The organism is Myroides sp. NP-2, assembly GCF_014145665.1.
Classification (GTDB): domain Bacteria; phylum Bacteroidota; class Bacteroidia; order Flavobacteriales; family Flavobacteriaceae; genus Flavobacterium.
Map to the genome: position 1 here is coordinate 95,607 of NZ_JACHTD010000006.1, position 14,884 is coordinate 110,490.

A 14,884-nucleotide genomic window follows, 5' to 3' on the forward strand; every position below is an offset into this window, starting at 1 on the left:
ATATTTTTTTCATTTATCTATTTCTTTTGGATTAAAACTTAACTCTTACACCACCTGTAATAGTAGTTAATGGAGAGTATCTATAGGTGTCTGAAGTACCAAATTCATTCGTCATTGGATTAAATCCATCACGTTTTGTAAACAAGAATAAGTTATCTCCAGAAACATAGAAACTCAAATCAGCTAAGCCCATATTTTTTACAATGTTTTTAGGCAATGTATAACCTAAGCGAATGTTGTTGATGCTCAAGTAATCTGCTTTTGTCAAATAACGCGTTGAAAGTGATGCATAGTTCGGATCTACTCCACTTGACAAACGAGGTACATCAGTGATGTCACCAGGCTTTTGCCAACGGTTTTCAATGTCTTTATGCCAGTTATTTCCTCCAATTCGTCTGTTATCCATCAATCCAGCATAAGTATCATCATATGCATATCCACCTAAACTGTATAAGGCTTGAACACTTAACTCCCATCCTTTGTATCCTGCATTTAAGTTGATTCCTCCTCTAAGCGTAGGAATTGCAGACTTTCCAACAAACTTCTGAGTTGCCTCACCATAAAGTGTTGTTGTCTCTTTTTCGACACTTCCAGCAAATTCTGGTTGATTAACTAAGAAATCAGTCATTGAGGCAATTTTTTGTCTATCACCATTCGCATCCTCATATGTATACACATACCACTGAGCTTGACCTGTTTCTGCATTAACACCAGCGTATTCTCTCAAATAGAAATCACCAATTGAGTGTCCTGCAGCACGTCCCATTACACCACTAATATCCACAGGTTTCTCTCTACCTGTCATTGGATCAATTGGCATATTGTTCAATTTATTTTTCAAGTGCTCTCCATTGATTGACAAATCGATGAAGGCATCTTTTGTTTTCAATAAATGTCCTACAACATTAAACTCAATCCCTTGGTTGGTTAAACGTCCATCATTAACAGTAATTCCTTCATAACCAACTGATGGTCCTAACTTACGGTTAAAAATTAAGTCATCTGTTTTCTTTAAGTAGTAATCAACACTTGCATCAATATACTTTCCTAAACTAAACTCTAAACCAACTTGGAACATTTTAGATTTCTCCCAAGTTAAATCAGGGTTACCAACTTTATCTTCATAAATAGCTAAACCTCCATCATAGTTCCAAACTTGCCATAGATTCTCTCCTGGGTGATAAGCTTCTACGTTTCTTCCGTCAATCACGGTATATGACGTTTGGTCTCCTGTTAAACCGTAACTCGCTTTTAATTTTAAATTACTAAAAACATTTTGGTTCATCATGAACTCTTCTCTTGTTACTACCCATGCAGCACCAACAGATCCAAAAGTCCCCCATTTGTCATTCTTGAATTTAGACGATCCATCACGACGAATAATACCTCCAAGGAAGTATTTCCCTTGATAATCGTAGTCTACTTTTGCAAAGTAACTCTCAAGAGTATATTGATCTAACCATCCTCCACTTGGGCTGCTAATTGCCGCATTATTCAATTGTGTTGAACTAGGATCCGCTAAAGCGTTTTTACTCATTTCATTCAATCTGAACTCATAAGAACTATTTTCATGAGCTGCTAAAACTTCTAATCCATGATCACCAAATACGTTTTTGTAACGCAACATTTTGGTCCAGTTGTAGGTAAACAATTCTGATTTAACTTTGTAAATAGACCCGCCCATTGAAGCCGCAGAACCATAGAAAACACTGTTCAATACGTCTCTTGTATTGCTGTAGAACTGTCCTCCGATATTAGTTTCAAATGTCAATCCATCATAAAGATCAACTGTAAATGAAGCATTTGCACTAACTTCATCTTTTGTACTTTTATCTTTTCCATACGTAGCATCACCAATAGCATTCGTTAAAGCACCAAATCCTCGTCCTGTTCCATAGTCATATTGACTACCGCCATAGATATCTGGAATTTTATTTCCATTGGCATCTCTAGTGAATAAAGGATAGATAGAAGGAATATTATCTGTAAACCAGAAAATACTTCCTGAATCAGTTGTTTGTCCTGGACTATTTGTTTCAGCATGCGTATATCCTAAATTCATCTTAGCATCCAACCACTCTTTTGGTTTGTGCTGTAAATTTAAACGCCCTGTTAAACGCTCATAATCAGAATTAACTGAATACCCTTCGTCTTTTAAGTAACCCAAAGAGGTAAAGTACGAAGTTTTTTCTGAAGACCCACCCATAGTAAGGTTTGCTTCTGTACGAATAGACGCTTTAAACGCGTAATCTTCCCAATTTTCAGGATTATACTTTCTTGTCACTCCTGGGCGCACTCTTCCTGTAGTAGGATCAATTAACTCTCCACCGTTAGCAACATTCCACATATTATAACGTGGGTGAATTCCATAACCTTGGTGAAATAATGTGTTATTTGCCCAATCAGTAGCTTCCTCATCATTATACTGTAGGCTTGGGTGAAATTTACCAAATCCTTTAGCTGACTCCCATGAAAGCTCAGCATAACGCTCTGGAGAAGTGATTACGTTATAACGAGGTAACGCTCTCCAGTTCACCCCTGTTTTTGTTTCAACTTCGATAAAAGAATCACTTCCTCTACCTGTTTTAGTATTGATGATTACAACTCCATTCGCTCCACGAGAACCGTAGATTGCTGTAGCAGTAGCATCTTTTAATACTGTCATTGAACCAATATCAGAAGGGTTGATCGAACTGATACTTCCCATAAAAGGAACACCATCTACAATGTACAATGGATTTCTGTTTCCGTTTACTGAACCGAATCCACGAATACGAACTGTTGGCTCAGAACCTGGCTGACCACTTGTTGTAATAACGCGAACCCCTGCAGCTTCTCCTGATAAAGCCGATACCGCATTGGATACGTTTTTGTTCTCAATGCGTTTGCTGTCAATTTGAGTTGCTGAACCTGTAAACGATTCTTTTTTCGCTGTACCATATCCTACAACGATAACTTCGTCAAGTACGTTGTCTTCTGCAGTCATCGTTACATTGTGTAACGCTGCATTACCTACCGTATACTTCACGTCTTGCATACCGATAAAAGAAAACACAAGCACTTGTCCTGGTTTCGTTTTTAACGTATACTTTCCATCTAAATCGGTTTGTGTCCCTTCTTGGGTGCCTTGAATCACAACCGTTACTCCTGGTAGTGGCATACCGTCTTCCATTACCACCCCAGAAAGTGTTTTCTCCTGTGCAAAGCCCACTTGTACAAGTAGGATCATTATGCACGCATAAATCCACTTAATCTTCGATCTCATTCTTAAAAAATTGATTAGTTAGTTAAACAAATCTAAACATTTTTTCTCACACCTCCTAAACCATTTTCACTAAATCAAGATAAAAAAGCGACGTCAAAAAGATAATATCTAATAAATCATTAGTTTTATTGCTAATTTAAACGGATAAACTCAACTCTATTTCAATAAAACGAATAGTATATGTAAGACTCTAAATATTGAACTAATCAAATATTTAATATATTTTTAGCAAAACAGCCCGATTTTAATTAACGAATCGCATCTACACTATCCTTCATAATAAGTATTAAAACATTTATTTTAAATAAATAAAAAGAAGATTTATCCATAAAAAATTAAACCTTGTCTCCTAATTCAATGAATTTGCACAACAATTGTTAATAACATACAATTCCTGGCGGAGTGAGCAAGATAAAGGTGCATGCATTCCGAACACAACCTCCTACAAATTAACGAAGTAACTTCAATCATGCTACAATATAATTAGCAATCGGACAAATTGAGAACAGCTCCTTTGCTGTATTCAAGCTAGTATAAGAAAAACCCCAATAAAAAAACCCCGTCGAATTGACGGGGTTATACCTTAAAAAGGACAAAGCCTTTTTGTGCTTTCAGTACTATTACTGTTTAGTAGCTTTCGTTTTGGTCAATTTTACTCGCATTGATCTCATTACGAGGAATAGGGAACGCCAGTTTAGGTGAACCATATAGCATTCCTTCTTTTGATTGTGGCGTACTTGCTAAGTTTTCTTTGTTTCTCATTTGATCCTCAAAGCGGAATCCTTCGAAAATAAGTTCCTTACGTCTTTCCGTTAACACAGTCGCTAACGTAAGTTTATCGTACTTCGCTACTGGTTTATCGTCATAGCGCTCTGCCGCAATTTTATTCAATAGATTTAGCGCTGCACCTTCTTCTGTTTTTGATCGCACTGCTGCTTCAATGAAATTAAATGCCAACTCTTCATAACGCATTACCTTAATATTCGAACTAATTTTCGTGTATTTACCAAAGTTGCGGTAGTACTCGAACGAATAGCGAATTGCAGGATCCACAACAACTGTACCATCCAATTCTTTCTCCGTTAGTTTGACGAATTTATTTGGTCCAACTTTTTTGTAGTTTCCTTTATCATTTTGGGTCAGGTTATTGTACCCTTGCATTTCAACAGAAGAGCGAATATCGGTTTGATCTTCGAATAGATCTTGTAAGTTCTCCTCTAATCCAACTACGTCTCCGTATCCTCTATACGCATAGATATTATACAAAGAGTTGTTTCCTAAATTATTGACGTTGTCTTGTGCTAATTCGAATACTGAATTACTTTGAGGTTCTTCAGCGCTAAATGAAGCCACATAAGCGCTCTGCTGAATAATTCCTCCTCCTAATTCCATTGCTTTTTGAGCACTTGTCAAGGCGATCGCATAATCACTCTCTTGAAAAGCTCCAAAAAACAAGGCTACTCTAGATTTCACACCGTAAATAGCTTGTTGAGTGAAACGCTTTTTATTTGTCGCATTTTTATCGACTAATGCCAAAGCATCATCTAAATCCTTATAGATGTTGTCGCGCACTTCACGTACAGATAAACGCTTGTAATTCTTTGCATCTAGCTCGCCAAATTGCTTGATGTAAGGGATTCCCAATCCATCTAATCCACTGTCACCTACATATTGTTGACCGTAAAGACGCAACAAGTCGAAATGTGCTAAAGCGCGAATGGCCAAAGCTTCTGCTTTTCCTTGATTAATATCTTTCTCACTTCCCGTTTTAATGGTAGCGCCAATCGCTAAGTTTGCAGAACTAATAACCTCGTAAATTTTCTTCCACGTATCAGATGGATACGCATGTGTAGGCGTTAAATTATAGCTTGACACATTTTGAAAACGGTTTGAAAATCCCGCGGCTGCATAAGCGTTATCTCCACGTACTTCGCTGTAAATAATGATATCACGGCCATAATAAGCAGCTTCTACCATTCTATAATAGGCGCCTGATACCGTTGCACGCAAATCCGTTACTGTCTCGATTGGTTTCGCTTCAATATCACGAGCTCCCTCTAGGGTAGCGTCTAAGCGATCATCTGAACAACTTGTTAATCCAGATGAAAGCAATGCTAGGGCTACAATTGAAAATAGTATCTTTTTCATATCTTTTTAAAACTTAACATTAACAGAGAATACAATTGATTTAACCGGTGGAGTTGCAAGGTTTACATAACCTGAAGCATCTACTTCTGGATCGTAGTTCAACCCTTTATCCTTAACCCAAGTCCACAAATTTGTACCGATTACAGAAAGCGTTAATCCGTCTACTTTCAGTGCTCTTGTGATTTCTGAGTTAAAGTTATACCCTAAGCTAACGTTTCTCAATCGGATATAATCTCCATCGTATAAAAATCGCGTGGATGGACTAGTATAATTAGCATTTCCTCCTGTTGCTTCATATTGAACAATTGGCACATTAGTGATATCCCCAGGCTTTTGCCATCTATCCATTACATCTGAAGATGCATTAGATGAGATCAATGCACTTGTTGTTCCAGCTGTTTTAAATGCATATTGTTCATACACTTTGTGACCTCCAGCAAAAGTAAACATTCCGTCTAAGAAGAATCCTTTGTAATCTACGTGTAGATTTGCTCCTCCCGTAAACTTAGGCAGTGCACTTGCTCCTTGGAATCTAGCTTCTGCATCACCGTATTTCGATGTTTTCTCATTATTAGCATCATACCACATTGGTTGCCCTGTTTGAGAATCAACTCCTGCCCATGTCGGCATATACCACTCTGCAACTGAATGTCCTTTTACATCGGCAGTATACGATTTAAAATCTTTTATTTCAACCCCATCAAAAACAGGCATTTCAGTAATTCTATTGCGTACCGTACCAAAGTTTGCTCCAACTGAAATGTTAAAATCTTTTGAACGAACGATATCTGCGTTTACCTCTAGCTCAATACCACGGTTATTCATCGCTCCCATATTCATCATTTGAGAATCGAAACCAGACATTTTAGATAGTGTTCTCTTGTAAAGTAAATCACTTGTTTTACTTTCGAAATAAGTAGCACCTAAAGTAAAGCGATCGTCAAACATTCCCAACATAAATCCGAAATCCATCTTTTGTTGTTTTTCCCATCCAATTGGTCCACCAATTTGCACTGGGATCAAAGCTGCCTCACCATCATAAGAAACAACATCTACTTGACGCACATATTGATTCGGATTAATTTGTGAGTTACCATTTGTACCGTATGAACCTCTAAATCGCATAGTAGAAATTGTAGATTGATTCGCCATCCAATTTTCTAAGTGCATATTCCAAGCTCCTCCTACAGAATAGAAGTATCCAATGCGATCAGTAAATTTAGAAGAACCTTCGCGTCTACCTGTTACGTCTACTAAGAATCTATTTTGATAGTTATAGTTGATAATCCCTACATATCCTAAGTTTGCATCATCCAAAAAGGCATAGTTAGCATCTTTATTCGCAGCTGCTGCAGCTAGGGAATTAAACCCATCCAAAAGAACTTGTCCTGATCCTTCTAAGAAACGGCGTTTTGATTTTTGATACTCCATCAACACTTTTGCGTTGAACTGGTGGTTATCTCCTAAATAGAATTTGTAATCCAATCCATTTTGCGCCACGTAATTGAAGTTATTACGAACCGCTTTTCCAGCCGTACCACCGTAGTTTTTACCATCTCCGTGTACTGCATTTCTAGTTTCAGAATAATCCGCTAACGTATAGTCAACAGCCATAGACGAAGTGAATTTCAAGTCGTCTGTAATTGCATAGCTAATAGAGTTAGAGTTAATTACACGTGTTACATCGTTTAACGTTTGATTGTGTTTGGTCGTATACACCACATTGTGATAACCTGAATTTGGCAAATAGTAAGATCCATCAGCATTGTACAATGGATTCCAAGGATTCATCACCAATCGAGTATAGTTCGGATTAGAGAAGTAAGCGCCTCCTTCAGAAATACCATTTTGCTTGGTATTTGTTACTTTAATACTCGTATTAAATTCAACTTTATCCGTGATTTTTTGCATGAAACTCAACGATGCTCCAATACGTCTAAAGTCAGATCCAATTACTGTACTCTCGATTTTATCATGTGAAAGGGAAGCGTAGAAGTTGTGACGTTCACTACCTCCTGTTGCAGAGAAGTTGATACTTGTTAGAGGAGCATCTGCATTTTTCACATACTCACTCCAGTCATTATCAGGACGACCAGCAGCCACCCAATTTCCGTAGTTACCAGATTTTGAGTAATTCGCTAAAGCATAAGCACCTGCCTCCTCACGTGTGAACACAGCTCCTTTTTCTCCAAAAGTATTATACAATCCGTCTAAAAAGATTTCTTCTTTTTGATTAGACGACAATAAACGCGGTCCGCGCACTGCGTTATTTTGGAAACCTACGCGCGTGCTAAAATTGAACTTAGTCGCCCCTGATTTACCGCGTTTAGTTGTAATTAAAATTACACCATTAGTACCACGCGCACCGTATACAGCTGTTGCACCAGCATCTTTCAACACAGTCATCGATTCGATATCAGCAGGGTTGATTGTCGCCAATAAAGACAACGAGGTCGAAGGTGAATCAGTCCCTTGATTTCCTCCAGAGAAATCACCATCGTACATTGGAATACCATCAATAACATATAAAGGCTCATTTGTAGCCGTCATCGAGTTACGTCCGCGAATACGGATATTTTGTTTTGCTCCAGGTGAACCAGATGAAGCTGACATCTGTAAACCAGCTACACGCCCCTGTAACGCTTGGTCTGCAGAAGCCATTGGTGTCGCAGCTACTGCTTCTCCTTTAATTGCCACAGCATTTCCCGTTACTTGATTCTTTGTTTTAACCTGTCCATAAGCCAAAACAATAACCTCTTCTAACATATCTTCTACTGCTTTCATCGTTACATTATAAGTGGTAGCCGCACCTACTTTATATGTAACATCTTTTAAACCGATAAAAGAAAACGAAACAACATCTCCTTCTTTTACTTTGATAGCATAATTTCCATCTAAATCGGTTTGTGTGCCCATTGTTGTGCCTTGAATCACAACTGTCGCCCCAGGCAAAGGAAATCCTTCTTCAGAAACCACACCGGTAAGTGTCTTTTCTTGAGCGAATGAAATTTGCACAAATAGAACCATAAATAGCCCTATTGTCCATTTTAGCTTTGATCTCATTACTTAAATTGAATTAGTTAGTTCGCAAACATAAAAAACTAAACTAAAAACTAGTTAACTTTCGTCATCATTAACGAGAAACAAATCATTTAAATACTAATAAATAGAAACATAATCAAAGAAATTGTACAAAAAACAACAAATCAATTACAAAACATACTAAATAAACAAGTAATACCTAGCCTTGTTCTTATTAAAAAACTTAACAAAAACTTATTCAAATTCTAACATTTAACAGATCAAAAACTGCGTTCAAACGCAGTAAAAACGGCAACAAACTAAGGATCAACCCTTAACCTTATCTAGAGTGATATTTAGCTTTTTTTTTCTTATTGTTAAAATATGCGTTATTATACTTTCGTTAATGGATTTAGTGGTAAATAATACCTAATCCTCCTATAAGTTGACGTGTAGAATCTTACCTTTGTTTTCTATTATATTCACTTATGTTACTACATCACTTTTCAGAAGCGCTATATGAAGCAGGAACAGATGAAGCTGGCAGGGGCTGTATCGCTGGACCAGTAACTGCGGCGGCTGTTATTTTGCCCCCTGATTTTTCAAATGAAATCTTAAACGACTCTAAGCAGCTGTCTGCCAAGAACCGATACGCATTGCGCACACTCATAGAAGAACAAGCCCTGAGTTATGGGGTCACTCATTTACACGAGGATGTGATTGAAGAATTAAACATTTTACACGCTGCGATAAAAGCCATGCATGAAAGTGTATACCAACTCAATCCTTTTCCTGATTTCTTACTGGTAGACGGCAATAAGTTCACTCCTATTCCCGATCTTCCCCACCAATGTATTGTAAAAGGAGATGCGAAATACTTAAGTTTAGCCGCCGCTTCAGTCTTGGCAAAAACCTATCGCGATGACTATATGGACCGCATACACGAAGAGTTCCCTATGTATAATTGGAAGAAAAACAAAGGATATCCCACCCAAGAGCACCGAGCCGCCATTTTGGAGTACGGTCCTTGTAAATATCACCGCAAGTCATTTAAACTTTTACCTGATCAATTAAAGTTAGATTTATAAAAAAAAGCTCTTTTGTCATAGACAAAAGAGCTTTTCTTATTCGTTATTGGGGTTTAGCGCTTATGCAAACACCTTGTCAACCGCCTGAATCGTAAAATCTAAATCTTCATACGTCAACGCATCCGTAATAAACCAAGTCTCATACGAAGAGGGAGCAATATACACTCCTTCTTTCAACAAGCCGTGAAAGAATGTTTTAAACGTATCATTATTTCCATATCCTGCCGTTTCAAAATCCACCACTTCGCGCTCATCAAAAAACACAGAAATCATAGAACCAACGCGGTTGATTGTATATTTTATTTGTTTTGCCTCTAGCACAGCTCGAATGCCTTTCTCCAAGTAGGCTGTTTTTTCTTCTAGGCGTTTGAACACAGTTACATCGCTATTAATCGCTTGCAACATTGCCAACCCTGCCGCCATAGCCAATGGGTTTCCGGACAAGGTTCCCGCTTGATAAACAGGTCCAACAGGAGCTAAATAATCCATTACTTTGGCAGAACCAGCGAAAGCTCCAACAGGAAGGCCTCCACCTATTACTTTTCCAAAAGTGACTAAATCTGCGCGTACACCAAATAATTCTTGTGCACCACCGCGTGCAAGGCGGAATCCCGTCATCACTTCGTCGAAAATCAACAATGCGCCATGGTCGTCACACAACTGACGCAATCCTGCTAGGAATCCCTCTTTCGGAGGAACACACCCCATATTACCCGCAACAGGCTCAATGATGATCGCTGCGATTTCGCCTTTATTTGCTTCAAAGATCGACGCTACATTAGCTAAGTCATTGTAAGTTGCCAATAATGTATCTTTTGCTGTTCCTTGTGTAACTCCAGGGCTATTTGGTGAACCAAACGTAACCGCTCCACTTCCAGCCTGTATCAAAAAAGAATCAGAATGTCCGTGATAACATCCTTTGAACTTAATAATTTTCTCACGTCCTGTATAGCCACGGGCAAGTCGAATCGCACTCATACAAGCCTCTGTACCCGAATTCACAAAGCGGATTTTATCAATATGAGGTACCATAGATACCGCTAATTCCGCTATTTCCGTTTCTATTTCTGTTGGCATCCCAAATGAAGTACCCTTCTTCGCTTTTTCAATTACTGCTTCCACTACAGGTGGATAAGCATGCCCCAACAACATAGGACCCCAAGAATTGATATAATCCACTAAGCGATTCCCGTCAACATCATACAAATAAGCTCCCTTTGCTTCTTTGACAAAAATAGGCGTTCCTCCTACTGACTTAAATGCGCGTACTGGAGAGTTTACTCCTCCAGGAATAACTTTCTCAGCTTCGGCAAAAAGCTGACTACTTCTTTGATATAACATGGTGTTTTATAATTTTAAGCGTTGACCAATCGATAGATTAGTTCCATTAAGATTATTTGTCTTCTGTAACTTTGCTACAGTTGTATTGTATTTTTTAGATATAGAATACAGCGTATCTCCTTTTTGAACCGTATGGGTTTTGGAGGAAGCTACGCGGGTTTCTGATTGTTTAGTATCTATTTCCTTTTTTACTTTAGCTGGTTTGTCCCCGAGTACTTCGCGGTCATATTGATCCAGAGAATAGCGTTCTATTAAACTAATCAATTTGAATGCATATTTAGGATCCGTAGCATATCCAGCCTTTTTGAGTCCATGCGCCCATCCTTCATAGTCGTCTTTATCCAAAGAAAACAAGTCGTTATAACGACTACGAGAAACTAAAAATTGGGAGTGATCGCGATAGGATTCTTCCGGTCGATCATACTTTCTAAAACACTCATCGGGAGCATCATCTGTATGACGAACTGAGGGTCCGTCCCATTCTTTATGACATTTAATCCCAAAGTGATTATTGGCATTCCTACTCAGCGTCCCCTGACCAGAACCCGATTCTAACACGCCTTGTGCCAAAGTGATACTAGCAGGAATTCCGAATTGACTCATATTGTCTTTCGCTATATCCTTATACAGTAGAATATAATCTTGTATCATATCCGTTGTCACAGCAACACGGGAAGTAGCCTCTAAGGTTTCGCTAGATTTTGCGGCGACTCTCTTTTCTTTTTCTTTCTTGGTTTCCTCGTGCACGCGACGTTGCTCTTCTACTTGGCGCTGTTGTGCTCTGTACTTCTCTTTTGAGACTAATTCGCTTGTCTTGTTCTTCTTGCCCGTTAGTTTGGAATTTTTCTTCACCCCACAACTTACAAGTGTAAGCAGGCAAAACATTAAAAGGATTTTTTTACTCATATACTAGCTACTTTATTTTTTCATTCCAACCTTGTAAACCTCCAGTGTGAATAGCGAGAATCTTACTGTTTTTTGCGAACTGTTTGCGTTCAATTAAATCAAAGATACCAAAAAGTAGTTTACCTGTATAAATTGGATCTAAAAGAATTCCGGTATTTCGTTCAAATTCACTTATAAAATGCAAGAGATCGGCATTGTACTTCGCATATCCTCCGAAGTGATACGCTGAGACTAACGACCAATTGTCTTGCTGGGCGTACTGGGCAATTGCTTCCGTTAAGAAATCGCCTTTTAAGGCGGGAAATCCCATTACTTTTTGATGGGACCAAGAGCGGTTAATAATACCTGCAATTGTACCACCTGTTCCCACAGCACAACAGATATGGGTGTATTGTTGATCTCCTTCTTGGAGAATCTCCTGTGTTCCCCGAACTGCTTCACTATTTGTTCCTCCTTCAGGAACCAAATAAAAATCGCCAAATTCGCGTTTTAAGTCAGCCAAAAAAGATTGGGATTCTTTTGTGCGATATGCAGTACGCGTCACAAATTTAAAACGCATACCATCCGCTGATGCTTTTTTAAGTGTTGGATTATCCAGATAAATACGTTCGATTTCTTCTCCGCGAATTACCCCTATGGTTTTGATCCCAAATAATCTTCCCGCTGCTGCAGTGGCAGCAATGTGATTGGAATAAGCACCGCCAAAAGTCAGCAATTGCTGACAATCTGAAGCTAAGGCAGCTTGTATGTTGTACTTTAGCTTTCTAAACTTATTGCCTGAAATTTCAGGATGCAGAAGATCTTCTCTGCGTATAAAAAGTTCGACCCCATCGGCAAATGGAAGTTCAACTTTAGTTGTTGGTACATCATCACAGGCAAAAATAGACAGCATCATAAATCAAATTTCGGGTTTTTTATGCTCCATAGCTCAAGCGAAATCCGCATTTATTTGTACAAATATTAAAACAAATAATACAAGAGTTTTTAGTAACTTACCTACGGAAAAAATGAATCAAAAACGAAAGCTATACGCGTGGACAAAACTAGCTAATAATTTTGATGTTTTGACTTAAAAAACACATAATAATTAATCAAAAAAACTCATACAATGACTTTTAAGGAACTAATTTCACAAGGAATTCCAAATGAGCTACCGGCGAAAAAAGCGTATGATCCGGCAATTAACCATGCCCCTAAACGCAAAGAAATACTGACAGAAGAAGAGAAGAAACTTGCCTTGAAAAATGCTCTACGTTATTTCGATGCCAAGCATCATGCTGAGTTAATCCAAGAATTTAAAGAAGAATTAGAAACCTACGGTCGCATCTACATGTACAGATTCAGACCTGATTACGAGATGTACGCAAGACCGATTGAGGAATATCCAGGAAATTCTACACAGGCAAAAGCGATTATGCTCATGATTCAGAACAATTTGGATTATGCCGTCGCACAGCATCCACATGAATTAATCACCTATGGTGGAAATGGAGCTGTTTTTTCCAATTGGGCGCAATACTTGTTAACCATGAAGTATTTAAGCGAAATGACAGACGAGCAAACGCTAGTGATGTATTCGGGTCATCCCATGGGACTATTTCCTTCACATGCTAAAGCACCTCGCGTAGTGGTTACCAACGGAATGATGATTCCCAACTACTCTAAACCGGACGATTGGGAAAAATTCAACGCTTTAGGTGTTACCCAATATGGTCAAATGACTGCAGGAAGTTATATGTACATTGGCCCACAGGGAATTGTACACGGAACAACCATCACCGTACTAAACGGGGGGCGAAAAATCGCAAAAAACGGCGAGGACTTAACAGGAAAAATATTTATTACCTCTGGTTTAGGAGGAATGAGTGGAGCTCAACCAAAGGCGGGTAATATAGCGGGTTGCATTACCATTTGTGCAGAAGTAAATCCGAAAGCCGTACACACTAGACACTCACAAGGTTGGGTTGACGAAGTGATTTCAGACTTAAACCAATTGGTTGCTCGCGTTCAACAAGCCCAAGCAAATAAAGAGATCGTTTCTATTGCCTATCAAGGAAACGTAGTAGATGTATGGGAAAAATTCGCAGAGGAAGAGGTATTCGTTCACTTGGGCTCGGATCAAACGTCTTTACACAATCCTTGGGCGGGTGGTTATTATCCTGTTGGATTGTCCTTTGAAGAAGCAAATGATATGATGGCGAACAACCCTGTATTATTTAAAGAAAAAGTACAAGAATCCCTGCGCAGACAAGCTGCTGCAATTAATAAACACACAGCAAAGGGAACCTATTTCTTTGACTATGGAAATGCCTTCTTATTGGAAGCCTCTCGAGCTGGTGCTGACGTAATGGCGAGTAATGGAATTGACTTCAAATATCCAAGCTATGTTCAAGACATCATGGGCCCTATGTGTTTTGACTATGGTTTTGGTCCATTCCGTTGGGTATGTGCCTCTGGAAAGCCAGAAGATCTAGCAAAAACCGATGAAATTGCTTGTCGTGTATTAGAGGAAATCATGCAAAATTCACCTGTAGAAATTCAACAACAAATGGCCGATAACATTCGTTGGATCAAAGGAGCGCAAGAAAACAAACTAGTTGTTGGATCTCAAGCGCGTATCTTATATGCCGACGCAGAAGGTCGAATAAAAATTGCAGCAGCCTTTAACAAAGCGATTAAAGAAGGAATTATCGGTCCGGTAGTATTGGGTCGCGATCACCACGATGTATCGGGAACAGACTCCCCTTACCGCGAAACATCAAATATTTACGACGGTTCTCGATTCACAGCCGACATGGCTATCCACAATGTCATTGGCGATAGCTTTAGAGGTGCTACTTGGGTATCCATCCACAATGGTGGTGGCGTTGGTTGGGGAGAAGTGATCAACGGTGGTTTTGGTATGCTTTTAGATGGAAGTAAAGAAGCAGACGAAAAACTAAAATCCATGTTGTTTTGGGATGTTAACAACGGTATTGCAAGACGCAACTGGGCACGTAATAAAGAAGCAACATTCGCAATCAAACGCGCCATGGAAATGGAGCCTTTACTAAAGGTTACTCTTCCTAATATCGTTGATGAAGATCTATTAAATTAACTCACAAACAAAATAAGT

Annotated in this window: 8 protein-coding genes; 2 read left to right on the forward strand and 6 right to left on the reverse strand. The window is 38.8% G+C overall.

Features of this window, described 5'->3' with window-relative positions:
- Positions 1-31: 31 nt before the first annotated feature.
- The 3 genes from H4K35_RS07725 to H4K35_RS07735 form a co-directional block, all read right to left on the reverse strand.
- On the reverse strand, positions 32-3,265 hold the full coding sequence (locus tag H4K35_RS07725) for a SusC/RagA family TonB-linked outer membrane protein (RefSeq protein WP_182626794.1): 3,234 nt from the start codon (positions 3,263-3,265) through the stop codon (positions 32-34).
- Between the two features lie 627 nt (positions 3,266-3,892).
- A complete protein-coding gene (locus tag H4K35_RS07730) occupies positions 3,893-5,413 on the reverse strand; it encodes a RagB/SusD family nutrient uptake outer membrane protein (RefSeq protein WP_182626795.1) in 1,521 nt (506 codons plus the stop codon).
- Positions 5,414-5,419: 6 nt separating this feature from the next.
- On the reverse strand, positions 5,420-8,476 hold the full coding sequence (locus tag H4K35_RS07735) for a SusC/RagA family TonB-linked outer membrane protein (protein WP_182626796.1): 3,057 nt from the start codon (positions 8,474-8,476) through the stop codon (positions 5,420-5,422).
- 446 nt (positions 8,477-8,922) lie between these two features.
- Between H4K35_RS07735 and H4K35_RS07740 the strand changes: the two genes are divergently transcribed.
- Positions 8,923-9,522 carry a ribonuclease HII gene (locus tag H4K35_RS07740; RefSeq protein WP_182626797.1) on the forward strand — a complete coding sequence of 200 codons (600 nt, stop codon included), beginning with the start codon at positions 8,923-8,925 and terminating at the stop codon, positions 9,520-9,522.
- Between the two features lie 60 nt (positions 9,523-9,582).
- Here the strand turns inward: H4K35_RS07740 and hemL are convergent, their stop codons facing one another.
- From hemL to H4K35_RS07755, 3 genes are read right to left on the reverse strand one after another with little or no spacing between them, the layout of a single operon-like run.
- Positions 9,583-10,863, reverse strand: a complete 1,281-nt coding sequence (gene hemL, locus H4K35_RS07745; protein ID WP_182626798.1) for a glutamate-1-semialdehyde 2,1-aminomutase — start codon at positions 10,861-10,863, stop codon at positions 9,583-9,585.
- 6 nt (positions 10,864-10,869) lie between these two features.
- Positions 10,870-11,769 (reverse strand): glucosaminidase domain-containing protein, encoded by a 900-nt coding sequence (locus tag H4K35_RS07750; protein ID WP_182626799.1) that lies wholly within the window; start codon positions 11,767-11,769, stop codon positions 10,870-10,872.
- A gap of 7 nt (positions 11,770-11,776) precedes the next feature.
- A complete protein-coding gene (locus H4K35_RS07755; RefSeq protein ID WP_182626871.1) occupies positions 11,777-12,661 on the reverse strand; it encodes a 1-aminocyclopropane-1-carboxylate deaminase/D-cysteine desulfhydrase in 885 nt (294 codons plus the stop codon).
- A 216-nt stretch (positions 12,662-12,877) separates the two neighbouring features.
- Here H4K35_RS07755 and H4K35_RS07760 point away from each other — a divergent pair, with 216 nt between their 5' ends.
- Complete coding sequence (locus tag H4K35_RS07760) at positions 12,878-14,866, forward strand: urocanate hydratase (protein WP_182626800.1); 1,989 nt, start codon at positions 12,878-12,880, stop codon at positions 14,864-14,866.
- Positions 14,867-14,884: the final 18 nt, after the last annotated feature.

Coding starts and splice junctions, on each gene's coding strand:
- H4K35_RS07725 (WP_182626794.1), bottom strand. CDS start 3,265: ATGAGATCGAAGATTAAGTGGATTTATGCGTGCATAATGATCCTACTT.
- H4K35_RS07730 (WP_182626795.1), bottom strand. CDS start 5,413: ATGAAAAAGATACTATTTTCAATTGTAGCCCTAGCATTGCTTTCATCT.
- H4K35_RS07735 (WP_182626796.1), bottom strand. CDS start 8,476: ATGAGATCAAAGCTAAAATGGACAATAGGGCTATTTATGGTTCTATTT.
- H4K35_RS07740 (WP_182626797.1), top strand. CDS start 8,923: ATGTTACTACATCACTTTTCAGAAGCGCTATATGAAGCAGGAACAGAT.
- hemL (WP_182626798.1), bottom strand. CDS start 10,863: ATGTTATATCAAAGAAGTAGTCAGCTTTTTGCCGAAGCTGAGAAAGTT.
- H4K35_RS07750 (WP_182626799.1), bottom strand. CDS start 11,769: ATGAGTAAAAAAATCCTTTTAATGTTTTGCCTGCTTACACTTGTAAGT.
- H4K35_RS07755 (WP_182626871.1), bottom strand. CDS start 12,661: ATGCTGTCTATTTTTGCCTGTGATGATGTACCAACAACTAAAGTTGAA.
- H4K35_RS07760 (WP_182626800.1), top strand. CDS start 12,878: ATGACTTTTAAGGAACTAATTTCACAAGGAATTCCAAATGAGCTACCG.